The 25,003-nt window shown below is 40.5% G+C and carries 20 protein-coding genes; 14 read left to right on the plus strand and 6 right to left on the minus strand.

Annotated features, from left to right (window positions below; genetic code table 11):
- The first annotated feature begins 28 nt into the window (after positions 1-28).
- From astB to F3J02_RS06070, 9 genes are all read left to right on the plus strand, one after another.
- A complete protein-coding gene (astB, locus tag F3J02_RS06030) occupies positions 29-1,369 on the plus strand; it encodes an N-succinylarginine dihydrolase (protein ID WP_167248149.1) in 1,341 nt (446 codons plus the stop codon).
- Positions 1,370-1,402: 33 nt separating this feature from the next.
- Positions 1,403-2,377, plus strand: coding sequence for a succinylglutamate desuccinylase (gene astE, locus F3J02_RS06035; protein WP_167248150.1), 975 nt, complete (start codon positions 1,403-1,405; stop codon positions 2,375-2,377).
- 172 nt (positions 2,378-2,549) lie between these two features.
- Positions 2,550-4,040, plus strand: a complete 1,491-nt coding sequence (locus F3J02_RS06040; RefSeq protein WP_228284331.1) for an amino acid permease — start codon at positions 2,550-2,552, stop codon at positions 4,038-4,040.
- A gap of 314 nt (positions 4,041-4,354) precedes the next feature.
- On the plus strand, positions 4,355-5,005 hold the full coding sequence (locus F3J02_RS06045) for a paraquat-inducible protein A (protein WP_167248151.1): 651 nt from the start codon (positions 4,355-4,357) through the stop codon (positions 5,003-5,005).
- On the plus strand, positions 5,002-5,781 hold the full coding sequence (locus F3J02_RS06050; RefSeq protein WP_167248152.1) for a paraquat-inducible protein A: 780 nt from the start codon (positions 5,002-5,004) through the stop codon (positions 5,779-5,781). The genes F3J02_RS06045 and F3J02_RS06050 overlap by 4 nt, the downstream gene beginning before the upstream one ends.
- 45 nt (positions 5,782-5,826) lie before the next feature.
- Entirely contained in the window at positions 5,827-7,479 is a 1,653-nt protein-coding gene (locus tag F3J02_RS06055; protein ID WP_171526035.1) for an intermembrane transport protein PqiB, read from the plus strand.
- Complete coding sequence (locus F3J02_RS06060) at positions 7,476-8,177, plus strand: PqiC family protein (protein ID WP_167248153.1); 702 nt, start codon at positions 7,476-7,478, stop codon at positions 8,175-8,177. The genes F3J02_RS06055 and F3J02_RS06060 overlap by 4 nt, the downstream gene beginning before the upstream one ends.
- A gap of 168 nt (positions 8,178-8,345) precedes the next feature.
- Positions 8,346-12,344 carry a delta-poly-L-ornithine synthetase PosA gene (gene posA / locus F3J02_RS06065; RefSeq protein WP_167248154.1) on the plus strand — a complete coding sequence of 1,333 codons (3,999 nt, stop codon included), beginning with the start codon at positions 8,346-8,348 and terminating at the stop codon, positions 12,342-12,344.
- A 189-nt stretch (positions 12,345-12,533) separates the two neighbouring features.
- Positions 12,534-13,106, plus strand: coding sequence for an undecaprenyl-diphosphatase (locus tag F3J02_RS06070; RefSeq protein ID WP_167248155.1), 573 nt, complete (start codon positions 12,534-12,536; stop codon positions 13,104-13,106).
- 122 nt (positions 13,107-13,228) lie between these two features.
- Here the strand turns inward: F3J02_RS06070 and F3J02_RS06075 are convergent, their stop codons facing one another.
- Genes F3J02_RS06075 through tssH form a run of 6 tightly spaced genes read right to left on the minus strand, consistent with a single transcriptional unit; the run spans position 13,229 to position 20,810 of the window.
- On the minus strand, positions 13,229-14,197 hold the full coding sequence (locus tag F3J02_RS06075) for a M15 family metallopeptidase (protein ID WP_167248156.1): 969 nt from the start codon (positions 14,195-14,197) through the stop codon (positions 13,229-13,231).
- A gap of 3 nt (positions 14,198-14,200) precedes the next feature.
- On the minus strand, positions 14,201-14,812 hold the full coding sequence (locus F3J02_RS06080; protein WP_167248157.1) for a hypothetical protein: 612 nt from the start codon (positions 14,810-14,812) through the stop codon (positions 14,201-14,203).
- Between the two features lie 10 nt (positions 14,813-14,822).
- Positions 14,823-15,629: a type IVB secretion system protein IcmH/DotU gene (gene icmH / locus F3J02_RS06085; protein ID WP_167248158.1), complete on the minus strand. Its 807-nt coding sequence runs from the start codon at positions 15,627-15,629 to the stop codon at positions 14,823-14,825.
- Between the two features lie 10 nt (positions 15,630-15,639).
- Positions 15,640-17,004: a type VI secretion system baseplate subunit TssK gene (gene tssK, locus F3J02_RS06090; RefSeq protein WP_167248159.1), complete on the minus strand. Its 1,365-nt coding sequence runs from the start codon at positions 17,002-17,004 to the stop codon at positions 15,640-15,642.
- A gap of 16 nt (positions 17,005-17,020) precedes the next feature.
- Entirely contained in the window at positions 17,021-18,118 is a 1,098-nt protein-coding gene (gene tssA, locus F3J02_RS06095; protein ID WP_167248160.1) for a type VI secretion system protein TssA, read from the minus strand.
- A 25-nt stretch (positions 18,119-18,143) separates the two neighbouring features.
- Positions 18,144-20,810 (minus strand): type VI secretion system ATPase TssH, encoded by a 2,667-nt coding sequence (gene tssH, locus F3J02_RS06100; RefSeq protein ID WP_167248161.1) that lies wholly within the window; start codon positions 20,808-20,810, stop codon positions 18,144-18,146.
- A 374-nt stretch (positions 20,811-21,184) separates the two neighbouring features.
- Between tssH and F3J02_RS06105 the strand changes: the two genes are divergently transcribed.
- The 5 genes from F3J02_RS06105 to tssE all read left to right on the plus strand — a co-directional run bounded on the left by F3J02_RS06105 (position 21,185) and on the right by tssE (position 24,998).
- On the plus strand, positions 21,185-21,892 hold the full coding sequence (locus F3J02_RS06105; RefSeq protein ID WP_167248162.1) for a hypothetical protein: 708 nt from the start codon (positions 21,185-21,187) through the stop codon (positions 21,890-21,892).
- Between the two features lie 19 nt (positions 21,893-21,911).
- The gene (gene tssB / locus F3J02_RS06110; RefSeq protein ID WP_004805522.1) at positions 21,912-22,415 is read left to right on the plus strand and encodes a type VI secretion system contractile sheath small subunit; all 504 of its coding nucleotides are present in this window, start codon (positions 21,912-21,914) and stop codon (positions 22,413-22,415) included.
- Positions 22,408-23,889, plus strand: coding sequence for a type VI secretion system contractile sheath large subunit (gene tssC / locus F3J02_RS06115; protein ID WP_004805523.1), 1,482 nt, complete (start codon positions 22,408-22,410; stop codon positions 23,887-23,889). Before tssB ends, tssC begins: the two co-directional genes overlap by 8 nt.
- 51 nt (positions 23,890-23,940) lie before the next feature.
- Positions 23,941-24,444 (plus strand): Hcp family type VI secretion system effector, encoded by a 504-nt coding sequence (locus F3J02_RS06120; protein ID WP_004654761.1) that lies wholly within the window; start codon positions 23,941-23,943, stop codon positions 24,442-24,444.
- Positions 24,445-24,521: 77 nt separating this feature from the next.
- A complete protein-coding gene (tssE, locus tag F3J02_RS06125) occupies positions 24,522-24,998 on the plus strand; it encodes a type VI secretion system baseplate subunit TssE (protein ID WP_004654759.1) in 477 nt (158 codons plus the stop codon).
- The last annotated feature ends 5 nt before the right edge of the window (positions 24,999-25,003 follow it).

The raw sequence follows: 25,003 nt of genomic DNA on the forward strand, positions 1-25,003 counted from the left end.
GCTCGTATCGGGACACAGGGAGAATAAAATGTCAGGTTATGAAATTAATTTTGATGGTTTAGTGGGGCCGACCCATCATTATGCGGGCTTATCGTTTGGTAATGTCGCATCAACAAAGAATCGTAATAATGCGTCAAATCCTAAACTTGCAGCAAAGCAAGGCTTAAAGAAAATGAAAGCCCTTGCTGACTTAGGCTTGAAGCAAGGTGTGTTTGCTCCCCAAGAGCGTCCGCATGTACCAACGCTACGCCGTTTGGGTTTTACTGGCAGTGATATTGACGTGATTACCCAAGCGATGCGTACTGCACCAGCCTTATTATCATCGTTGAGCTCTGCTTCTTCGATGTGGACTGCCAACTCTTGTACGGTGTCACCATCTGCTGATAGTGCTGATGGGCGTATGCATTTTACCGCTGCAAACCTGAATAATAAGTTCCATCGATCAATTGAGCATCATACGACCACACGCATTCTTCAAGCGATGTTCAGTAATGATGTATATTTCGCGCATCACGAAGCACTGCCAGAAGCAGCTTTGTTTGGTGATGAAGGGGCAGCTAATCATAACCGCCTTGGTGGTGCATATGATCAAGCGGGTGTACAGGTTTTTGTTTATGGTCAGCAGCAACTGGGTGGAACGGTTGCACCACAGAAATTCCCTGCACGTCAAACCCGTGAGGCGAGTGAAGCAATTGCCCGTTTACATCGTTTAGATGCGAAACGGACGGTGTTCATTCAGCAAAATCCTGATGTGATTGATCAAGGCGTATTCCACAACGATGTAATCGCGGTGAGTAATCAACAGGTGTTATTCCATCATCAACAGGCGTTTTTAAATCAGGCTGCTGCGCTGGATGAAATTCGTCAAAAAATGGCAGGTATTGGTCAAGAATTTGTGTCGATTGAAGTGCCAGACAGTCGTGTCACAGTTGAAGATGCGGTATCGACTTACTTATTCAATAGCCAGATTTTAACCCGTGCAGATGGCGGCATGAGCATTGTGGTGCCAGAGGAATCACGTCACAACAAGGCGGTATGGAGCTACTTGAATGACATGATTCAAATGGGTACGCCAATTGATGACATCAAGGTATTTGATTTGCGTGAAAGTATGCGTAATGGCGGTGGACCTGCATGTTTGAGATTGCGTGTTGCGGTGAATGAAGCGGAACTGAATGCGGTGAATCCAAACTTGTTTATGAATGACGCATTGTTCAAAACACTGAATCAGTGGGTCGATCAGCATTATCGTGATGAGTTAACACAAGACGATTTGGCCGATCCAAGTTTATTGATCGAGAGCCGTACCGCATTAGATGAGTTAACCAAAATTTTAGCTTTAGGTTCGGTTTATCACTTCCAAAGATAAACAGTAAACAACGGCTTTTAAGGATGAAAGTACATGGTTGATCTATTAACGTTGACTTTAGAACAACGAGTTCCTGTGCAAATGCAAGGGGAAACAGCTGGATTTACATGGCAATGGCTAGGTGAAGGGCTATTGCAATGTACTCCAAAAACAGCCTATAGAAAAACCATGCTGCTTTCTGCGGGTATTCATGGCAATGAAACTGCACCCATCGAATTGTTGGCAAATATCATCAATGATTTATTTGCAGAACGTTTAACTTTGGCAGTACGGGTACTTTTTGTGTTCGGTAACCCAGAAGCCATTCGTCACGGTGTTCGTTATCTTGAAAATGATATGAACCGCATGTTCTGTGGCGCGTATCAAAATTTAATTCAAGATCAAGAAACTGAACGGGCGGCACATTTAGAACAAGTTAGCGCACAGTTTTTTGCCGATAGTGAGGTAGACGCACAGCGTTATCACTACGATCTACATACCGCCATTCGTGCATCACGATTACCAGTATTTGCCTTATTCCCTTATCAGACTCAGCCTTATGATGACTTTCTCATCCAAAGCTTAAAGGCTGCTGATTTGGATGCTTTGGTCTATCACAATGCAGTTGGGAAAACCTTTACCCACTTTACTGCTGAAAAGTTTCATGCCGCGAGTAGTACTTTGGAGTTAGGTAAGGCTAAGCCATTTGGTGAAAATGATTTAGCTGAATTTGCCAGTACCGATCAGATGCTGCGTGCCGTCCTTGCAGATCAGGCTTTGCCGATCAGACAGAAATCCGACATTCGACAGTTTAAGGTGGTGGATTCAGTATTAAAACAAAGTGAAGATTTTCAACTCAAATTGAGTGCTGACGCTCCAAACTTTTCTACTTTTCAGAAAGGTGAGTTGATTGCAACACAACAGGCTGGGGATTATGTCGCGCATGATCAACAAGTCTGGATTTTATTTCCAAACCCTATGGTAAAAACAGGGCTTCGGGCTGGACTGATTTTAAAAGAAATTGAATAAAAAGTCGCCGCTTTAACAGTTTAACTGTCGGCAAGGAATAGATGAAATGGAGTTTGAATATGGATGTTCAATAGAACAAAGCGTGTCAAAGAATATCGTTTAGATATTCGTTTTTATGAAAGTGAAACAGCAAGGACAGGTTGTCATAAGAATACAGTTGGAGTGACCGTGTATGAGTAACAATAACGAAAAGACATTTCCCTCAGGCCAAGCCCTGAGTGGACAATATGTGCCGCAGCAGGATGTTGCCAGTTTATCGGAAACTTCGAGCGCAGAGATTGAAGTGGGTAAACCATTGAAACGTGCCATGACCAAACGTCATCTGGTCATGATTTCTTTAGGTGGTGCAATTGGGACAGGGCTGTTTTTAGGCTCTGGCGATGTCATTTCTCAGGCTGGTCCAGTCGGTGCGATTCTCTCTTACCTATTGGGTGGTGTAATTGCATACATGGTGATGTTGTGTTTAGGTGAACTCGCTGTACAAATGCCAGTTTCAGGTTCTTTTGGTGAATATGCTAGAACCTATATTGGCCCAGGAACAGGCTATATGATCACATGGTTGTATTGGCTGACGTGGACTGCAACCTTAGGGACTGAATTTACCGCTGCGGCTTTATTGATGCAGGAATGGTTTCCGTCTATTTCCATGTGGACCTGGACCTTATTATTTGCAGGGCTGGTATTTAGCTTGAATGTCAGTTCGACACGACTGTTTGCTGAGTCAGAATTCTGGCTGTCTTTGGTTAAAGTCCTCACCATTATCTGTTTTATTGGATTGGGTTTAGCCGCTATCTTTGGCATGATTTCTTATCATGGGCATGAGTCGGCACCATTGTTCAGTAAGCTGACGGAACATGGCTGGTTTCCAAATGGTATTTTCCCAATTTTTGCGACCATGTTGATCGTGAACTTTGCATTCTCTGGTACAGAATTGATTGGTGTCGCGGCAGGTGAAGCAGAAGAACCTGCGAAAACAGTACCTAAAGCAATCAATGCCGCGATCTGGCGTTTATTGATTTTCTTTGTGGGTACCATCGTGGTGATCTGTGCATTACTGCCTTATGAAATGGCAGGTATAAATGCCAACAGTGTCAGCAATAGCCCATTTGTTACCGTTTTTAATTATATTGGTATTCCATACGCAGAAGATATTATTCGTTTTGTGATTATTACTGCGCTTTTATCTGCTGCAAACTCAGGTTTATTTGCTGCATCGCGGATGATGTGGTCATTGTCTGCAAAGAATCAGTTGCCGAAGGTGTTTTCAAAATTAACCCGTTCAGGAACACCGATTATTGCGATTATTGTGACCATGTTTGGCGCGATTCCAGGTTTGTTATCAGAACATTTTGCACCTGAAACGATTTTCAAAAATTTATTGGGTGTTGCCGCTTTTACTATGGTAGTGGTATGGATATCGATTTGTGTATCTCAGTTTAACTTCCGTAGACAATGGATTAAATCGGGTAAAACAGTCAAAGACCTGAAATTTGCTGCACCGTTATTCCCACTCACCCCGATTTTAGGTGGGGTATTCTGCGTGATTACCTGTATCAGTATGGTGACCGATCCATCGATGCAAGTCGGTTTTGTCTGTTGTGTCCTGTTTATTATTGCCTGCTATGCGAGCTACAATATTTTTTATAAAAACAAAGCCGTTTAAATAATTTTTTATTTAAAATAAGTATATAGACGAATAGGTTGTAGGCGTGATCTGCAACCTATTCGTCTTTTTTATGCATGATGATAGGGCTGTCGTGTGGTCGGTGATAGACTAATCCGTAGCTGAGCTTTGCTCTTTTTGATAAAGACGAAATAAGCCATCAACTCATAGGATTGAAAATGCTTTTAGATGATGATTTGTTTACATATTGTGTAAGAAATACAGTCCTTGGTTGTGATTGCAAAAATAAAAGGTATAAATGGGTTAAGTCGATTTCTTAAACAATAAACAATCTGTGTGATGAGTTTGACTTTATGGCGAATAAAAATAATCCATCCCTAGTGATTGGTCAGCAAGTCAGACTCACTGAACTGGCGGGTTGTGAAGAATGCGATGCAATATATCGCAGGGTTGAGCTTGCATCAGGTGAACGGGCATATTGCACCTGTTGTGGCGCGGAGTTATATCGTCGAAGTCGATCTTTTTCGTCTTTGCTTGCCTTGGTCATTACTGCTTTGATTGTTTTTGTGATTGCCAATAGTTTTCCCATCGTGATTGTTGAGCTACAGGGCAATACCTCTCAGACCACTTTAATTGGTGCTGCCTGGACCATGTTTCATATTGATCGTGCATTGGTCGGTGTTTTGATTCTGATTACAACTTTTATTGTGCCTTTGGTTGAGCTGTTATTGCTGAGCTATGTGCTTTTCTTTATTAGTGTATTGAAGATTAGGCCTCAATTTTTGACTTTGGCACTGAGAGCCTTATTTCTGTTTCGGACATGGGGAATGGTTGAGGTTTTTTTAATAGGTGTACTTGTAACCTTGGTCAAACTCGTTGGGATGGTCACCGTCATTCCTGGTGTTGCACTCTGGGCATTTACATTATTGAGCGTGCTTTTGGTCTATATTGCTTCGGTCAAGATTAAAGATATCTGGGATGAAGTTGATCGGAGTTTGGGATGAAGCAAAAACATGACCATGACACCGAGATCGGTTCAATTGTAGAACACCTTTCCGATGTTGATTTACAGATCAAAAATTATGTCAGGGCAAAACAGGTTGGGCTCATTCAATGTCATTGCTGTGGATTACTGAATGCTGTAGCGAGTCACGCAGATCAGCAAAATCATGCTCAATGTTCCAGATGTAAAAGTACATTGCACTCACGTAAACCACAAAGTTTAAATCGTACTTTTGCTTTGGTGGTCGCTGCAGCAATTTTATATATTCCAGCCAATGTGCTACCTATGACGGAAACAGATTCTTTGTTGGGGCGTCAGCAAGATACCATTATTAGTGGTGTGATCTATTTTTGGCAAAATAGTGATTATCTGGTGTCTGTGGTTATTTTTATGGCCAGTATTTTTATCCCGATTTTAAAATTATTGATTCTGATTTTTTTATTAATTTCAGTCTACATGCAGTCATCTTCGAGATGGCATTTTACCCCTGAACAATGTGCGCTGATGTATCGTATTGTTGAATTTATTGGGCGGTGGTCAATGATCGATGTTTTTGTGGTTGCATTGCTGACTGCATTGATTCAAATTCAGTCATTGGCCACTATTTTGGCAGGGCCTGGCGCAGTCGCTTTTGGTGCTGTAGTGGTGTTGACCATGTTTGCTTCACTCAGTTTTGATCCAAGAATTATTTGGGACAATTATTTCAAGGCGCGTCACGCGAATGCGCAACAATCAAATCATTTGAAAGGAACGGCGATTCATCAATTAAAGAGTTAAGATTGACGATGAGCCTTATTTTTGACCTATAAAAGAAAGATCACTATGTCAGAAAATACCCCGAATAGCCAAGATTCTGAAGAAAACACCACGGTGTTAACGCAGAACGATGCAATCTTTGACGAACCTGAAAAAAAGAAGGGACGTTGGAGACCTGCGCTCATTTGGCTGGTTCCATTTGTTGCGCTGTTAATCGCACTTTCGCTTGCAGCAAAAGCGGTTTTGGATACAGGCCCAACCATTGAAGTGTCTTTCCGAACAGCAGAAGGCTTGGTTGCAGGAAAAACCACGGTACGCTATAAGCAGGTCGATATTGGTTTGGTTCGACAAATTGATCTTTCGGATGATCGTTCCCATGTCATTGCCAAAATCGAATTACGCAAAGATGCCAGTAATTTTGCTGCCAAAGATTCGCGCTTTTGGGTGGTCAGACCTCGAGTCGGAACTGGCGGTATTTCGGGTATTGATACCTTACTCTCAGGGGCATACATCGAAGTCGATGGAGGAAAAGCTGAACAGAAGCAAGAGAATTTTACTGGGCTTGAAGTTCCACCTGTAGTGTCATCGGATATACCGGGTAAGGTGTTTTTCTTAAAAGCACAGGACTTGGGGTCACTGGATGTTGGCGTGCCGATTTACTATCGCAGAATTAATGTCGGGCAGATTACAGCATATAAATTGGCAGCTGATGGAAAAACGGTTGAACTACAAACTTTTATTCAATCTCCTTACGATAAGTTCGTAACCACAGATGCTCGTTTTTGGCAGGCCAGTGGGGTCGATGTGACCTTAAATGCATCAGGCTTTAATCTGGATACACAATCGCTTGCCAGTATTATTGCGGGTGGTATTGCCTTTGGTTATCCAGAAAATTCTAGTGGCGCTATTGCACCAGACAATAGTTATTTTACGTTATCAGACTCTCGCAAAGAGGCAATGAAAGAGCCTGATGGTAAGCCACGTCCAATTATTATGTACTTTGATCATTCGCTTCGTGGTTTAACTGCGGGTGCACCAATTGACTTTATGGGCATTGAAATTGGTAATGTCAAAGCAATCAACGTCGAATTTGATCAGTCTTATACGCATTTAAGAATGCGCGTGGATGCAGTGATTTATCCATCGCGTTTAGCACATGGCAAAGAACTTGATCCGGATGGCGAAATTTTTAAATACTTTATTGAGAGAGGTTGGCGTGCGCAGATGCGGACAGGTAATTTATTAACAGGCCAGAACTATATTGCCTTTGATAAGTTTCCAAAAGCCAAAGCCGCGTCTTTAATCACGAGACCAGATGGACGTGTTGAAGTACCAACCACGGCAACAGAGTTGAGTGGTTTACAGGCACAAGTTTCACAAATCGCGGATAAAGTGAGTAAGTTCCCACTCGAAGAAATTGGACAAGATGTTCGTAAGACGCTTAATAATATGAACACCACCATTGAATCGACAGACAAATTGGTAAAACAGTTGGATGGTAAAGTCGCACCTGGTTTACAAGCGACGCTGAATGATGTGCGTAAAACCATGCAATCGAGTGAATCCATTTTATCCAGTGATGCACCGATGCAGCAGGATGTGCGTAAAGCATTGCAGCAAATGACTCGAGCTGCGGCATCTTTACAATTAATGGCTGATTATATTGAACAGCATCCTGAATCATTGATTCGGGGTAAAAAAGCAGAGGCAAACAAATGATAAGAACAATCATCGCTAAACATTCATCTGCTGTAGCAGGAGTGCTCAGTAGCGTGAGCATCTTATCTGCTGCGGTGTTACTCACAGCTTGTTCGGGTTCACCCACACCGAATTATTACACTTTGGCAAGCAAAGTTTCTCCATTGCCAAGTTCAAAAGTCAGGGTCATTGAAGTATTGCCTGTTGGATTACCAGATCGTATCAATCGCGCGCCTATCGTGATACAGGATGCAGCAGGTAAATCTAAAATCATGGAAAACGAGCGTTGGACGTCTACGCTTGGGGCTGAATTAAGAGACAACCTATCTGCTGGCCTACAGCAAAAGCTTGGTGCGGTTGATCGTTATAACAGCGGTATGGTGGGTGGCAAGGTGTCTTATCGTGTTGCAACTGATTTTTCACATTTTGATATCATTAATACATCCAATATCGTGAACAAAAATGTTGAAGTTTCTGTTGCGTGGATCATTAAGCGTAATGATCCAAATATTACCTTAGATCAGAACTCAACCCAAAATCAGCAATTGGCTTGCCGTATGACGTTTACTCAGCCAGTATCAGGTAAGAACAATCAGATACAAGACATTGTGAGTGGTGCGAGTAGTTCATTGAGCCGAATTATTGATGCAATTGCACTGTCAATTGTGTCCCTAGATGCAAAAACCTCACCCAACATAAATGGGGTACTTTGTTCATAATTTGAATAAAAAGTGGTCAGATTGATCACTTTTGTTCTGTTCAGGTTTTATTGTTTATCTGCACATCACACTTTAATGTTGTTTTAAGTTGCTCTCTTTAATTTACCAGCGAATACGAACACCTCATTTCGTCTTTAGCCAAATCAGAACATTAAAGAGAGCATAAAAATGAACCAATGTGTGATGAGCGCAAAAAATATTATTCGTGGTAAGCACCACCCAGAATTCTTACAACATGAAGTGCTGGCTGATATTTTTATTCAGACGGCACAGACTTTTCCAGAAAAAATTGCCTTGATCGAGGCAGAACAAAAGCTGAGCTATGGCGAGCTCTATCAACAAGCTTTATTGATGGCACAGCATTTGACCCTTAAAGGGGTCAAAGCTGGCGATATCATTGGCTTATGGCTGCCGCGTGGTATTGAATTATTAAAATCTCAGTTGGCAATTTGTCTGAGCGGAGCAGCTTGGTTACCATTTGATATGGATACGCCTGCAGATCGAATCGCTGTTTGCCTTGAAGATGCTGCGGCTGTGGGTATGATTACCAGTGATGAATGGTATGAACACTTACAAGACGTCCCACAGACCAAATGGACCAATACTGAATTACAGCGACCATTGCATGAAACTGTGGAATTAGCCAAAACCACGCCTGAGCAGCCTGCCTATACTATTTATACCTCAGGTTCAACAGGAAAGCCGAAAGGCATTGTGATTACTCAGAAGAATATTTGTCATTTTCTGCGTAGTGAAAACAGTATTTTAGGGATTCAGGAACAGGACAAGGTCTATCAGGGTTTCTCAGTTGCTTTTGATATGTCCTTTGAAGAAATCTGGTTGTCTTATCTGGTGGGTGCAAGCTTGTGGATTGCACCAAAATCCTTAGTCAGCGATCCAGAGCGACTCTGCCAAACATTGAAACAACAACAGATTACCGTATTACATGCTGTGCCGACTTTACTGGCTTTATTTCCTGAAGACGTTCCGAACTTGCGTATCATCAACCTAGGTGGGGAAATGTGCCCTGATTCATTGGTGGAACGTTGGGCCTTACCACACCATCAAATGTTTAATACCTATGGTCCGACTGAAACCACGGTATCGGCTAGTTTAGAATTATTACAGCAAGGAAAACCCGTCACCATTGGTAAGCCATTACCGAACTACGGCATGTTGGTGATTAATGCAGAGCGAGAGCTATTAGCTCAAGGCGAAACAGGGGAATTGTGTATTTTTGGACCCAGTGTGGCACAAGGTTATTTAGGCCGAGCTGATTTAACTGCAGACAAATTTCTTGAGAATCCTTGGGCAAATAATGAGGATGAAATCAGCTTGTATCGCACAGGAGACCTCGCCAAAATTGATGAGTTTGGTCAAGTGCATTGTTTAGGTCGTGCCGATGATCAAATCAAAATTCGTGGTTTCCGTGTCGAACTCGGTGAAATTGAAGCTGCGTTATGTGATCTTGATGGAATTGGAACGGCAGCAGTTATTTTAAGAGCTGAAGATGGGATTGATCAGCTGATTGCCTTTATTGCACCTGAGTTGGAGGCAAAACAAGCGATTGAAATTAAGCAGCTCAGATACCAGCTTAGTCAGCGTTTACCGCCATATATGGTGCCAAATCGCTTTGAAATTATTGAAGAAGTGCCACGTTTATTGTCTGGGAAAATTGATCGTAAGGCATTGAAGGCTCGCCCATTAACCAGTGTGATTGACCGGAGTGAATCTGATCAGCCACAGAATGAAGCTGAACAGATTTTATTTGAGATTCTAGGTCGTTTATTTCCCAATATCCCCATCAAGTTAGATTCAGATTTCTTTGATGATCTTGGAGGTCATTCTTTACTCGCTGCAGTACTGATCTCGAATTTACGTGAACACCCTCAATATAGCCATCTGACCATTCAAAGCTTATATCAGGCAAGAAAAGTCGGGGTGATTGCAGCTTTAATGTTAGAACAACCTGAACCTTCCTTATTTGATCGCCAGATTGGACAAGACAATCCACGTCATCAAGGTTATAAATGGCTGTGTGGGATTGCACAGGCGGTGACGATTCCAGTGCTGATCTCGATCAATATTCTGCAATGGTTGGCACCATTCTTTACCTATCATTATTTTACTGGGGGAGCACGAGACAGTATCCCTTATGCGATCGCGTTGTCTTTGCTGGTGTATATCAGTGTGATTATTGCCAGTTTTGCAGTTTCAATTACGGTAAAACGTTTACTGATGCTAGGAGTTGGTGCAGGTCGTTATCCACTGTGGGGAATGACCTATTTCCGTTGGTGGTTGGCAGATCGTATCAGCAGTATTTCACCTGTGTATCTACTCTCTGGTTCGACTTTACTAAATTTATATCTCAAAGCACTTGGGGCGAAGATTGGGCATGATGTCAGCATTAGCTCGGTGCATATCCGTATGCCTTCATTGCTAAAGATTGAAGATGGTGTGAGTGTTGGTTCCAATGTAAATCTGGAAAATGCAAAGGTGGAGCACGGGCATTTAGTCTTGGGCTCAATTCAGCTTAAAAAAGACAGTTATGTGGGATCTTATGCAGTATTGGAAGAAAATACCGTGTTAGAACCGCAAGCGCATGTCAATGCTTTAACCTCGATTGAATATGGTACGACGGTACCTGCAGGCGAAATTTGGGATGGAACACCAGCGAAAAAAATAGGCCATATTGATGAGCTTGAATCATTAGCAGCACGTCCGAAATTATCCTTAATGAGAAAATTTGCGGAATATGGTTATTACAGTGTCAGTGCCTTAATCATTGCGTGCTTATTCTTTATTCCGATTTTCCCAAGCTTCCTGTTGGTAGATTGGTTAGATGTCAATGTGTTTAATATCGACCCAAATAATCACGTTCAAACCGCACTGTATTATTTCATCCTTGCGATTCCTGCCAGTGCCATGATGATGATCATCACTGCATTAATTTCATCGGCTATACGTAAAGTGGTGTTGCCAAGTTTAGAGTCAGGCACTTATGCGGTGCATGGTGGTACATATTATCGTAAATGGTTTGCCGCTCAGATTTTAGAAACCAGTTTGCAAACCTTACATGGTTTGTTCGCCACTATATATGCTCCGACATGGTTCCGTATGCTGGGTGCGAAAGTGGGTAGAAATACAGAAATTTCTACCGCTACTGGCGTGATTCCTGAGATGCTGACCCTTGGTGAGGAAAGCTTTATTGCTGATGCGGTGATGCTCGGTGATGAAGAAATTAAAGGCGGTTGGATGTCGTTGAAATCTACTCAAATTGGCAATCGTAGCTTTGTTGGGAACAGTGCATATATCGCGGATGGTACGGTATTACCTGATAATGTTTTGATCGGAGTGCAATCGAAAACGCCAGATAACCGAGAAATGTATTCGGGGCAAACATGGTTCGGTTCACCACCTTTACTATTGCCAGCACGTGAAGCAGCAGCACAATATCCAGATCATTTAACTTTTAAACCAAGCGCGAAACGCCGTTTAATGCGAGGCTTGATTGAAGGTTTACGTATCGTATTACCAACAGCACTTGCCATTGGTGTGGGTTATATGATTGTTTTAGAAGTGATTGATGTCATTAATGATTATAGTATTGCGATAGGATTGCTAGCTTTAACTTTAGCTGGGCTGTTATATGGAGTGGGTTGTTTTGTCATTGTGACCGTATTGAAATGGGCTTTAATTGGACGTTATCAACCACGTTCGGCACCGATGTGGACCATGTTCGTTTGGCTCAGTGAAGGGATTACCAGCCTATATGAATCTGTTGCGATTCCGAACTTCTTGAACTATTTAAGAGGGACGCCAATGTTGCCTTTCTTCTTGCGTCTTTTAGGTGTTGGGATTGGTAAGGATGTATATCTGGATACTGCTGATATCACCGAATTTGATTGTGTGAAGATTGGTGATCGTGCTGAGTTTAATAGCTTTTCTGGACCACAAACGCATCTATTTGAAGACCGTATCATGAAAATTGGCCAAGTCAATATTGGCAGTGATGTAGTAGTAAATTCGCGCAGTATTATTTTATACAATGCCAATGTAGCGGATCATGCGGTATTGGGCCCACTGACATTGGTGATGAAAGGGGAGAACATTCCTGCAAAATCAGCATGGATTGGCTCACCTGCAGTGCCTTGGAAACATTCATAAACTTTGATGTGAAACCTACCAAAGCAGAGGGATAACAGGACAATTATCTTGTTATTCCTCTTATCGCTCAGCAGTTTAAAGAAAAAACAAAGGCGCTTTATAATCAAGCTAAAATTATAAATTTTAATTTTATTTTAAGATTGTTTTTATAATATTTTTTTATATAAAGTCATCATGGAATGATTGACGATGTCAATTGAAACGATCGATATTCGCTTATTTAACTGGATTAACTCAGCTGCAACGCAAAACCTGCTTTTGGATAAAGTGGCTTTATTCGCATCACATAATTTAATCGCAGTATTATTTGTATTTTTAATTGCTTCATTGTTCATTAAGGATAAAAAATACCAAACACAGTTTATCAAGATGCTCATCACGATCGCAGTTTCTCTATTGGTTACTCAGTTCATTCATGTGGTGTATTTCCATCCACGTCCTTTTGATTTAGGCATTGGACATATCCTTACAGGGCATGGTTCTTCCTCCTCTTTTCCAAGTCAACATACTCTGACAGTGGCAACGATTGCATTCTCATATCTTTTGTCTGGTTTCCGAAAAATTGGCAGTGCAGCATTGCTATTAGGTTTGATTGTAGGTTGGTCAAGGATTTATATAGGTGTTCATTTTCCGTTTGATGTGCTCGGTTCATTTATGATTGCCTTTATAATTGGATTGGGTATGAACGAGATTTTCAAAATATTTATTTTAAGAGTGAAAAAGCCGATTTCAGCTTCAGTAGTTGAAGAGGAAATAATTTAAGCCATATTATAATTTTAGATTTAAATAATCTTTGTATTTAGTTTTTAATTCTGTAATCAAACCGATGCCTATTATTTGAATGCATCGGTTTGAGATTTTGCAGAAGAGAACTTATGGTAGGTTTAAGACTCATCAGTTCTTGCTGTTAGTTGTCCTTCAGCGGTGAGTTGTTCAGCCATTTCCTTGGTTTTTCTTAAACCTGGCATACGGTATTCGGTATGCCCATAGTCTTTGATTGATTTCCAGCGACCACCCCAAGTTAATCCAACAGACTCGGCAACTTGACCATATAACTCATAGCCGCGCATTGCCCAAGGATCACGCTCCGTAATCACGACTTTACCATTGCGCTTAAAGGCGACATCTGCTGCTAGACCAAATTGGTGATAACTTTGATAACCTTTGGCGCGAGTTGTATTTGGGTTGCCTGCTAACATATTCTGACGACTTGGGCTGCGGTAGCCTTCAAGTAATACCAGTTCATAACCATGTTGTTCTTTCATGATTTTAAAGACCATAAGCAGACGTTGCTTATAGCGTGGGTTGATTTTATCCCACTTACGATCAACCAAGGATGAATTTAAACTGCCATGTGAATGGGTAATTGGAATCTCGATTTGAGAAGCATCAATGCTCGGATCTGTTGGATGCTGTGCCTGATAAGCTTGCTCTAGACGAGTTGCTTCAACAATTGCATCTTGGATCAATGTATCGTCAACATCAGGTGGTGGACTGAGCATCTCGCCATTGAGTAAGGTATAAATTTGTGGATCGGTTTCTTTTAAATACTCTGCTTCAATTCGTGTGGAATTGATTGGGCGGGTAAACGCAAAAATAATAATACTGGCAAATAAAAAGAAGCCTGCGATTAAAATCCACCATTGCTGTAGGTGCCAATGAGATTGTAATTTTTCTGGTGAAGCAGCTTGATGCATGTTCTCAGCGAACTGCATTGCATTAACGATTTTCTTTTTGCCACTCGGTAATAACGATTGCAACAACTGTTTGCATTTATAGCGTAGCTCATAAGACATGAGCAGCGTTAATCCGATCGCGACAGCGATGAAGCAAAAGAAAATAAGAAAAATCATTTTTTATTGCAATTCATTCACAGCAAAAGGCTTTTGTGTCACTTTTATCTGTACTGTTGCCTCAGGTGCTTCCGCCTCTGGCTCTTTCGTTGGAGCGGCTTTGGCTGGTTGAGGGGCTACTGCTGGCTTCACGGTTTTATTTGTTATCGCGGGAGCTGGTTCACTTTTCCCTTGTTGTGATTTTGCAGGGACTACCTTTTGCTGTGCTTTGGCGTTTGGCTCATTGGCAAATGGGGAAATGTGTTGTCCAGCCGGTGCTGGCGCAGCGGGTGGGGCAGTACGTTGGAAGAATTTATTTAAATCATTACTACCAGGTTGGGTAAAATTATTATCTTCTACCGATTCAGCTGTTTCATGATGACCAGCTGCTGTTTCCTCTGAAACTTGAGCTGTCACTTTGCTATGTGTTTGAACACGATTATTATCTTCTAGCGCTTGTTCTTGTTGCGGAGCAACTGTATCGCTAGGACTTGAGTCCGTAGCAAAGAGAAAGAAAATCAGTGCAGCAAAGATAATCCCTGAAAGAAATCCGATCAGTAAATAAATTACAGGCGATAAGGTTTTTTTCTTATTACTCTGTAATATGCGTATAGAAGTTGCTCTTTCCTGAGTCATACGTTATCAACTAAGGCAAATGGATGGTGATATGTGCTTCTTCAGCAGGCGCTGAAATCACATTTTGATATGGGTTTAAAGCATTCTGGTTTTGCTTTGATAACATAAACTTGAGTCCAGCAAAGGTGAGTGCTGCAAACATAAGTAAGAAGATCAGTATCCAGAAAAAAGGCAGTTCATGGTGAATAATATGTTTAATCTGATCCGGAATTGCTGCAAACGGAGAGAATGCCGCTTTTTTACCTTTGAGATAATCAATTTCGTCACCAACACGGGCGACAAGATGGTTTAAGCTTTCAACAGATTCCAGTCGATATTTGCCTTGAAAACCGAGTAATAAGCAGTAGTGGAAAACTTCAAGCGAAGCTAAACGCTCTTTACCACGACTACGTAATTGTTCCAATATCTCAAAAAAACGATAACCTGCGAGTTGTGAACCAAATAAGCTCAACTGAAGTGGGCTAATCAGCCAAGTATTTTGCAAGTTAAAGTAGGCTGGATCTTGTTGAGTGGCAATGGTTTCATCAATCAGTGCACAAAATGCATATTTCGAATCATGAATATCATCGGCAGAAAATTGCAATCGTTTGGCCTGCTGCTCAAAACGATTTAATAGATCCAGAATTTTTTCACGGAAATCATTTGGATTCGATGGAATGTAACGGTTACGAAGCAAGAAGACTAAATAAAAACCGTCATGTAATAGATCAATCAAGTTGGTCGCTTGCACTTTATTTTGTGGTTGGTCAGACGTTGGGAAGCCTGAACCAATTTTTCCATCATCGAATAAAGAGGGGATGCCTGTGGGTTGAGTCATTGTTATTCTCTTAACTATTCATTACGGCAATGAGTTCAATACTGATATCTTGGAATCCGGCTGGCACATAGACACAGATAGATTCTGATTCAAGCATCCGTTGATACAATTCGTGATGTGGCTCGATTTCAAAATAGCTCACCCCAGAGCGCACAGGAATTGCAGTTGGGACTTGCATTAAATGATGGAGTGGAACTGCTGGAAGTGCGGCAATAACACGTTGTTCTACATCAATTGTGCTACCCACTTTGAAGCGTAACGGTACAATTTGAATAAGTTCATGCGTTTGCATCATGCTGCTTGAAACCGCGATATAGAGACGGGTATCACGGGTAATTTTGTCAGACTCAAGACTACCAACCCAATATGATGGTCGTGTTTCTTTCAAGGCAATACTGAAATAACGACTTGAAATAATGGTATCTAATAAATCTCTTAGAATCAGATCAAGCTGCTGAAAACTATCTTGTAACTGGTGATGTTTATACTGCGGCAAATGGTCCAAATCATACGCGGTCGAGAAGGTCAGTAAAGAACCAGTTAAACGTAATAATTCAGAGAACAAACGCTCAGGGTGAATCAATGGATATTGGAGTAAATGGTTCAGCCCTGCATATGCCGTGTTTAAAGCATTGATCAGCCAAAATGAAACAATATCCCCTGAACGGAACTCAATCAGTTTCTGTTCATTTTCACGGTTATTACTTTGAATCATCTTAATTTTTGCCTTAATCACGTTCAAAGTACGTTTTAGGTTGTTAATTAAAGATTCTGATGCAGCAATATGCAAAATTGGCGGAATAAACTTATTATCTAATTCAAAATGGCCTGAGCTTTGGCGCTTAATTTTAGCAACAGGAACATATAAGAATCCATCTAGATTTTGGCTAGGTTGAATATGTTGTTCAAGCAATTTAAATTCGGCACGACGACGTAACAAATTCAGTTCAGCAGGGCTGGCATCGGTAAACAGATCGTGGGTTTCTGCCAAGTAGTTATGATAACGGCTAGAAACTGAGCGTGTTTCATCGGCAATGTTTTTCTTATTGGCCTGCAAAATTGGTAGCGCAAGATAAACCGTCATTTCACCTTGCAGATTAAGGTCATCTAACAATAATGGTTCAGGCAACAAATCTTGGGCAGGCGCATGATAAATTTCACCATCTTGCCAAATGATTTCAATTTCTTCTAAAGCTAAAATATGAGTGGAAAGTTGGATTTCATCAAATTTTAACTTCTGTACCCCATAGGCGTGTGGAATCATTGCTCGAATGGTGTGATTCAAGCGTTGTTCATGATAAGTATCTTGGATCTGGAAATGTTGAGGACGTAAAAATAAGCCTTCACCCCAAAGAATCTTTTCTGCTTTAAACATATTTCTTTACCAACAATTATTCGTATTCATTCTTTGGCTGAACACCAAGAGTGTCCTGTAGCATTTGTAAAGGATGTTCATCCTTAATCACCTGAGTTAACCACTCATGCAGTGGCATTTGGCTCCACTTGATGGTTTTTTGCAGCATATAGCTGACAGGGCTATGTGGCTCATTTTTTTGAAAATAAGTGGCAATTTCTTGCAGTACACGCATGGCCTGTTCGCGGTTTTCAACATGCGATTGTACTTGCGGTTGGAAAGACAGCTGATTTTGAGGTGCAGAAGATTGTGTCGTCACGGGTTGTACCATCGGCGTTGTCGATGTTTCGATTTCTGTAATAACAGCTTGAGTTGCCTGTTCAAACAGATCGGTTTTATAAATCTTTTTCAGCGTGATATGAATGGTATCTAAACCTGAGTCGATTGCCGCAAAACTAGGGGAATCTAAACCAAGCAGACCATCTAATACTTGCTTCAATGTTGCCCATTGTTGCAGGATTTCATTAAAACTTTGATAATTTTGACGCTGAAAACTCTTATCTGTATTTGATATGGCCTGTTCAAATTGCTCTAATTCCGTTGAACCAGTTGAGCCTTCATAGTCATCGCTTTGTTTACGACGAATGTTCTCGTGATAAAGAAAGTTGTCATAGTCGAGTAAATGATAATAAGGCGCATGCTTGATCAAAGAGACTTTTTTGATCAGTAGTGGCAGTTGGTTAATCAAGCCCTGTAATAAGCCAATACGCTGATCTAAATCATCATCTTCAACTTCAGGGTGTAGGGTTAACCAATATTGTTCTAATAAGCGATGGCTAAGTTCCAGACTTTTGGAAATTCCTTCAAAACCATAAAGGTTTGCCCAAGCTTCTGAGAGCCAAGTGAGTAAACGAATATCTTTACTTTTAGACTGCAGTAAATCCATAGATGTTGTTGCGACAAAATCCCAATCAGCCTGTTTCGGTTCTGTAACCCAATCACCCTGATCAAGCAGTACATCATCTTGGGTTTTTGCTTTTTTAATGGCATGGAACTCATTCGAAAATGAGTAATCTTCACCGCATGGTGACTGCTCATTAATTGGCGTTAGTAAAGATAAAATATCCATATGCATCACAAATTTGGCTCAATCTTAAAATTTACACTTCAGCTTTGGTTTTTTTACTTGAACGTTTCTTGGTAACTTTCTCAACTGGATCTAACTGATAGGTAATTTCATCATCTTTGCTATCAATCACAATCAGTTTTGGTAGTTTATGCTCAGCCAAAGCCACTAAAATTTCAGTTGCTAAAGCTGGAAGGACCGTTGAGTTGAGGATGTTATCCACATTTCGTGCACCACTATCCACTTCAGTACAACGACTTAATAGCAATTCGATTAAATCATCAGAATACTGAACCTTGGTTGCATATTGCTTTTCAATACGAGCTACAATTTTCCCAAGCTTATGTTTAATAATGCGAACCAATAACTCATCATGTAGTGGGAAGTAAGGCACAATGCGCATACGGCCAATAAAGGCTGGTTTAAACTGCTTATATAAACTTGGTTTTAAGTGTTCAATTAAATCTTCGGCATGTGGCCACTCTTCCACAGGTTGATTTAAGCAAGCCTGCATAATTGCGCTCGAGCCTGTATTTGAGGTCAGAATGATCGTGGTATTTTTAAAGTCAATCACACGACCTTCGCCATCTTCAAGCATGCCTTTGTCAAAGACTTGATAGAACAATTCTTGTACATCGCTATGTGCTTTCTCAATTTCATCTAACAGCACAACACTATATGGGTTGCGACGGACAGCTTCAGTTAAAACACCACCTTGACCATAGCCAACATAACCAGGAGGTGCGCCTTTCAATGAAGACACTGTGTGTGCTTCCTGATATTCAGACATATTGATCGTGATCAGATGTTGTTCGCCACCATAGAGTTCATTGGCTAAGGCGAGGGCAGTTTCGGTTTTACCGACACCACTTGGACCAATCAATAGGAACACACCTTGAGGTTTATTTGGATCTTCTAATTTTGCTTTAGAGGTTTTAATGCCTTGTACCAATTGGGTCAGGGCATAATCTTGACCCATCACGCGTTCGCCAAGCTTATCTTCCAGACTAAGAATTTGTTTGATTTCATCATTCACCATTTTCCCAACAGGAATACCGGTCCAATCTGAAATGATCTCATTGATGATTTGTGCATTGACACGCTCGAATACTAAAGGGGTTTGACCTTGTAATTGTGCTAAATCCGCTCTTAGTGAAGCGATTTGTGTCTTATTGTCCTGTTCTGTTTGTGCATTTAGTTGCTGGATTTGTTTGACCAGTGTCAATTCTTGCTGCCATTTAATTTCAGTGTCTTGGATTTCTTTGTCTAAGTTTGCAAGTTGCTGATTGAGATCATCTAAGCGTTCATGATGGATTGGGAACTGTTGATGTTCGTGGCTAATAATTTGATGTTCTAATTTAAGATTATGTTGTTGTGCTTTGAGTTGATCCAGAATCACAGGTTGTGCATTCTGAGTTAAAGCAACACGAGCAGAAGCTGTATCGAGTACACTCACTGCTTTATCTGGGAGTTGGCGACCACTGATATAGCGATGAGAGGCTTGAACTGCGGTAATAATGGCTTGATCTTCAATATGTAAATTGAAGTGGCTTTGCATTACCGGAATCATGGCGCGTAACATATCGATTGCCACTTCTTCAGTTGGTTCTTCAACTTTAACCACCTGAAAGCGACGGCTGAGTGCTGCATCTTTTTCAAAATATTGTTTGTACTCAGCCCAAGTCGTTGCAGCTATAGTTCTTAATTCACCACGTGCTAACGCAGGTTTGAGTAAGTTTGCGGCATCATTTTGTCCAGCTTGTCCACCCGCACCAATCATGGTATGTGCTTCATCAATAAATAGGATGATCGGGTGAGCAGAGGCTTGTACTTCTTGAATCACTTGTTTTAAACGGTTTTCAAACTCACCTTTAACGCTTGCACCAGCTTGTAATAGCCCCATGTCTAAACCATGAAGCTGTACATTTTTGAGTGCTTCAGGCACTAAGCCTTGTGCAATTTTTAAAGCGAGACCTTCTACAACTGCTGTTTTACCTACCCCAGGTTCACCCGTCAAAATCGGATTGTTTTGACGGCGACGCATCAAGATATCGAGCATGAGTCGGATTTCAAACTCGCGACCAATCACAGGGTCGATACCGCCTTGTTTGGCTTTTTCAGTCAAATTGACCGTGTACTGATCAAGGGCAGGTGTTTTTGCTGCAGTAACAGTAGACTCAGTATTTTGTGTTTGTTCAAGGTTAGAAATAGTATTTTCTGTTTGTGGTTGTTCGCTACTTTTTTCACAAATATCGAGAAACTTATGTTTCATCGTGTCGATTGGAAAACGTTCAAATAAGCTTGATGCTCTAAAAGCAATTTGTTGTAAATCGGGCGCAGTTAACAAAGCAATCAATAAATGACTACTACGTATTAAAGGTATTTGTTCTGCAGAAGCGAGTAACCAGGCTTGTTCAAATAATCGAACGATTGATTTTGCAAAGATTGGTGTGCGGGTATTTCCTTTAGGTAAAGATGCAATGGTTTCTTTTAAATCAGTAATTAAGGCATCTGGAGAGATATTATTTTTTTTTAATAAAATATGTAAATCATTGATGATGTTTTGATTTAATAATTCAACAAATAGATGTTCTATCTCAATTTCATAATTCAATTGGTTAATACAGTAGTTTGCAGACTTTTCTAATGCAGTACGAGTAGGAGCTGATAGTTTTGTAATTAAAACCTTTAAGTTACTCATTTATTACTCACAATAATTTTTAAATACCAAGCTCTATTTACTAAGTTCTAACTTGGTATGGTTGTTTTTGCTAGAAATATTTTTTGAATAAAATCAAAAACTTAACATAACTCTGCTCGAGTATACAGATTATTCTACAACAAAAAATGTCACTTTTAAACAAAAAATGCACCTGAATTAAAATTTTTTTTACACGAATGACTGTCATGAAAATTTAATAATGTTAATAAACGTAACTAGTATTGACTTTGTATGTGTTTTTTTTGTTAAATTCGCGGAAATGATGTAAATGTACAAAAATTGACGAGTAAGAGGGTTTTTTAACAATAATTGTCAGCTCTTCAATTATAAGTTAAATAATGACGAGGCATATTTTGAAAAAAGGTATTGTAATATCAATTCTTTGTATAACAGCAGGTTTAATCGGTAATTCAGCGTATGCTGATGATAAAGAAATAAAACCAATTAAATTAAAAAGTAAATGTCTAAAACAGAATCCGTTGGCAGTAAACCAAACGGATCATGCTTTATTAGACATTTATCAACAGGTTTGTGATAAAGATAATGCTTCGCGTGTAAATGATTTATTGGCTCAAGCAGCAATGCGTATGTATGAGTTAAAGCAACCGTTGAATGCTTTAAAACTTGCGACGCAATTACAAGAGCAAAACGTACGTGGTGCCACTTTAACCGATGTTACTTTTTTGGCGAGTGTTGAGATTGCGAACGGAGCATTACAGCAAATGCGCTCAAGTGAAATGCGCTATTTGAGTAATGAGCTCACTTACCCACCAGCAAAACAACTCAGTGACGGTATTCGTGCAGCTGTACCTGCTCCAGATACCTCAACGAGCAAAGCAATCACCGATGAATCGGTAAAAAAAGAGATCCGAAATACGTCGACCAATAACACAACTCGACGTACAACAAACAGAAAGGTACGTACAACACAACCGACTCGTAGTACAGTAAATCAGACAACTGCACCTGTTAAACGTCAAACGACGGTAGCACCGACAGTTACGAAACAACCAAGTACTGTTCAAAAGACAGGTTCGAATCCATTCGATTCGTTGAAATAATAATCAAGGGTGAAAAGTTATGGCAAAAAGAGAAAGCGTACAGAAAAAACTGCAACGCATACGTCCCCCTCGTGTACAACTGACATACGATGTTGAAGTTGGTGATGGTAAAGAGTCAAAAGAACTCCCTTTTGTTGTTGGTGTAATGGGGGATTTCTCTGCTGCATCTGAACTAGAAAAAACTAAATTAAAAGACAAAAAATTCATCAACGTTGACTTAGATAACATTGATGAAGTGATGGAATCTTTGGCTCCACGTGCGGCTTTCCAAGTTGAAAACACTTTGACGGAAGAAGGTGGACGTATGTCGGTTGATTTAACTTTTAACTCGATGGAAGACTTCCGTCCTGAGCAAGTGGTTCAACAAGTTGATCCATTGCGTAAGTTGGTTGCAGCACGTGAGCGTTTGACTGATTTACGCAATAAGATTTCGAACAGTGAACGTTTAGAAGACTTGCTAGATGAAGTATTGAAAAATACCGATCAAGTTCGTCAATTGAGTGCGGAGGCTGAAAATGAGTAATTTACAAGCAGCCGCTGCGGCAAGTGTTGAAGCTGAATCAGCAAATTTGTTGGATTCAATTGTTGAGCAAAGTCGTATAGCGCGTAATGATGATGAGCATGTTCGTGCAAAAAGCTTAATTGGTGAATTGGCGAAAGAAGTCATGGCAGGAACCATTACGGTTTCTGAAAATATGACCTTGTCGATTGATAAGCGTATTGCGGAAATTGATGCACTAATTTCAAATCAATTGAGCGAAATTATGCACCATGAACAATTCCAAACAATCGAATCGACATGGCGCGGTCTTTATTATTTCTGTCAAGAAACGCCATCTAACTCAATGATTAAAATTCGTATGTTGAATACGACTAAAAAAGAGTTGGTAAAAGACTTCCAAGGCGCAACCGATTTTGATCAAAGCACCTTGTTTAAAAAGATTTATGAAGAAGAATATGGCTCATTTGGTGGCGCACCTTATGCAGCGTTGATTGGTGATTTCGAGTTTGATCGTACACCGTCAGATATGTATTTATTGGAACAGATCTCTCATGTTGCTGCAGCAGCACATGCACCATTTGTTTCAGCAGCAAGTCCAAGCATTTTAGGTCTTGAATCTTTTACAGATATTGATCGTCCACGTGATGTTTCAAAGATTTTCGAAACAGCTGAATACGTGCAATGGCGTTCTTTCCGTGACAGCGAAGACTCTCGTTATGTTGCCTTGACTATGCCGCATGTTTTAGGTCGTTTGCCATACCATCCAAAAGAGGGTACTGCGACTGAAGGCTTTAATTTCGTTGAAGATGTTTCTGGTGAAAACCACGATGATTATTTGTGGATGAATGCCGCGTATGCATTTGGAACACGTTTAACCAACGCATTTGATATGCATGGTTGGTGTGCTGCGATTCGTGGGGTTGAGGGCGGTGGTTTAGTTGAAGGCTTACCAGTTCACACCTTTAAAACTTCAGATGGTGAAGTTGTATTTAAGTGCCCAACTGAAATTGCAATTACTGACCGTCGTGAAAAAGAACTCAGCGATCTTGGTTTTATCCCATTAGTTCATTGTAAAAATACTGATTATGCAGCTTTCTTTGGTGCGCAATCTGCACAAAAACCAAAGAAATATGACAGTGATACGGCGAATGCAAACTCTGCACTTTCAAGCCAAATCCAATACATCATGGCGGTATCGCGCATTGCACATTACTTAAAAGCAATGATGCGTGACAAAGTGGGAAGTTTTGCATCTGCAGGTAATGTTGAAGCCTTTTTAAATGAATGGCTCTCTCAATACGTCTTGCTAGATGATGGTGCATCTCAAGAAGCAAAAGCACAATATCCGCTTCGCGAGGCATCTGTAAAAGTTGTAGAAGATCCAGCTCAACCGGGTCACTACAAGTCTGTGGTTTTCTTAAGACCACATTTCCAGCTGGATGAGTTGTCTGTTTCTTTACGACTCGTGACTGAACTACCTCAGTCCTCAAATTAATAATGAGATCAGCTAGATAATAACTTTAAATAAAATAGAGGTAATTTTTAAATGAAAGATATATATGTTGAGTTTCGTGGTAAGTACAAGGTAGACGGAGAATCTCGCGATTCTGAACACAAAGGTTGGCTTGAAGTTAATTCTTGGTCACATAACATTCGTCAACCAAAATCTGCGACTTCAAGTAGCGTTGGTGGTCATACCGCTGAACGTGTTGAACACTCAGACATGATCTTCGTTAAAGATTTGGATGCAACTAGTCCTAAACTTTGGGAAGCTTGTTCTGCGGGTTATACATTTGACGAAGTACAAATCGATTATTACCGTGCAAATGGTGACAAGCGTATCAAGTACTTACAAATCAAATTGAAACACGTTCTTGTTTCTAGCGTAACACCAACTGTAAATGAAGAAGGTGTTCCGACAGAAACATTTGGTTTGAAATACGCTGCTGTTGAGTGGACTTATAACCAACAAGACATTAACGGTACTGCGAAAGGTGCTGTTACTAAGAAATGGTCACTTTCTAACAACACAGCTTCATACGCTGCGTAATAGAAATTGTGATTTTCTAATAGAGGTTAATAGTTGCCTATTAGCCTCTATTTTTCCAAGATTTTGTTCTTATAAAAATGAATTTAGATCATCTATATCCATATGGATTCAGATCAACATTATTTGATCGTTTAGTACCTGAGCAAGAAGATTATTTAAGAGGGATGTCTATTCAACAATTGCGAGAGTCAGTTGCTCGTGATTTGGAAGACTTGCTGAATAGTCGAATTGCACAGTTTGACCGAGATATGGATGAATTTCCATTGGCAAAAAAATCGATTTTGCAGTTTGGGATTATTGATTTTGTCGGCTTATCTACAGCCAACCCACTCGATCGAGACAAGATTTGCCAATCGATTGAACAGTCTATTGCAGCACATGAACCAAGATTAAGACAGATCAAAGTTGAGATGCTCTTGGATGGTCATAATATGGGATCACTTTGTTTAAGTATTCAGGCCTACTTAAATATTCATCCACTCTATGAACCTGTTTTTTTTGACGCTTTACTCAAACCAACAACACAACAATATGTTATTTCTGCCAGAACTTAGTGTGA

It is taken from the genome of Acinetobacter sp. Tr-809 (assembly GCF_011753255.1).
Lineage (GTDB): Bacteria > Pseudomonadota > Gammaproteobacteria > Pseudomonadales > Moraxellaceae > Acinetobacter.

Bases quoted from the DNA above. Each gene is read 5' to 3' on its own strand.
- F3J02_RS06040 (WP_228284331.1), top strand. From the start codon at position 2,550: ATGAGTAACAATAACGAAAAGACATTTCCCTCAGGCCAAGCCCTGAGT.
- astE (WP_167248150.1), top strand. From the start codon at position 1,403: ATGGTTGATCTATTAACGTTGACTTTAGAACAACGAGTTCCTGTGCAA.
- tssA (WP_167248160.1), bottom strand. From the start codon at position 18,118: ATGCATATGGATATTTTATCTTTACTAACGCCAATTAATGAGCAGTCA.
- F3J02_RS06045 (WP_167248151.1), top strand. From the start codon at position 4,355: ATGGCGAATAAAAATAATCCATCCCTAGTGATTGGTCAGCAAGTCAGA.
- F3J02_RS06080 (WP_167248157.1), bottom strand. From the start codon at position 14,812: ATGACTCAGGAAAGAGCAACTTCTATACGCATATTACAGAGTAATAAG.
- tssC (WP_004805523.1), top strand. From the start codon at position 22,408: ATGAGTAATTTACAAGCAGCCGCTGCGGCAAGTGTTGAAGCTGAATCA.
- F3J02_RS06120 (WP_004654761.1), top strand. From the start codon at position 23,941: ATGAAAGATATATATGTTGAGTTTCGTGGTAAGTACAAGGTAGACGGA.
- icmH (WP_167248158.1), bottom strand. From the start codon at position 15,629: ATGACTCAACCCACAGGCATCCCCTCTTTATTCGATGATGGAAAAATT.
- F3J02_RS06075 (WP_167248156.1), bottom strand. From the start codon at position 14,197: ATGATTTTTCTTATTTTCTTTTGCTTCATCGCTGTCGCGATCGGATTA.
- F3J02_RS06055 (WP_171526035.1), top strand. From the start codon at position 5,827: ATGTCAGAAAATACCCCGAATAGCCAAGATTCTGAAGAAAACACCACG.
- tssE (WP_004654759.1), top strand. From the start codon at position 24,522: ATGAATTTAGATCATCTATATCCATATGGATTCAGATCAACATTATTT.
- tssH (WP_167248161.1), bottom strand. From the start codon at position 20,810: ATGAGTAACTTAAAGGTTTTAATTACAAAACTATCAGCTCCTACTCGT.
- tssK (WP_167248159.1), bottom strand. From the start codon at position 17,004: ATGTTTAAAGCAGAAAAGATTCTTTGGGGTGAAGGCTTATTTTTACGT.
- F3J02_RS06070 (WP_167248155.1), top strand. From the start codon at position 12,534: ATGTCAATTGAAACGATCGATATTCGCTTATTTAACTGGATTAACTCA.
- F3J02_RS06050 (WP_167248152.1), top strand. From the start codon at position 5,002: ATGAAGCAAAAACATGACCATGACACCGAGATCGGTTCAATTGTAGAA.
- posA (WP_167248154.1), top strand. From the start codon at position 8,346: ATGAACCAATGTGTGATGAGCGCAAAAAATATTATTCGTGGTAAGCAC.
- F3J02_RS06060 (WP_167248153.1), top strand. From the start codon at position 7,476: ATGATAAGAACAATCATCGCTAAACATTCATCTGCTGTAGCAGGAGTG.
- astB (WP_167248149.1), top strand. From the start codon at position 29: ATGTCAGGTTATGAAATTAATTTTGATGGTTTAGTGGGGCCGACCCAT.
- tssB (WP_004805522.1), top strand. From the start codon at position 21,912: ATGGCAAAAAGAGAAAGCGTACAGAAAAAACTGCAACGCATACGTCCC.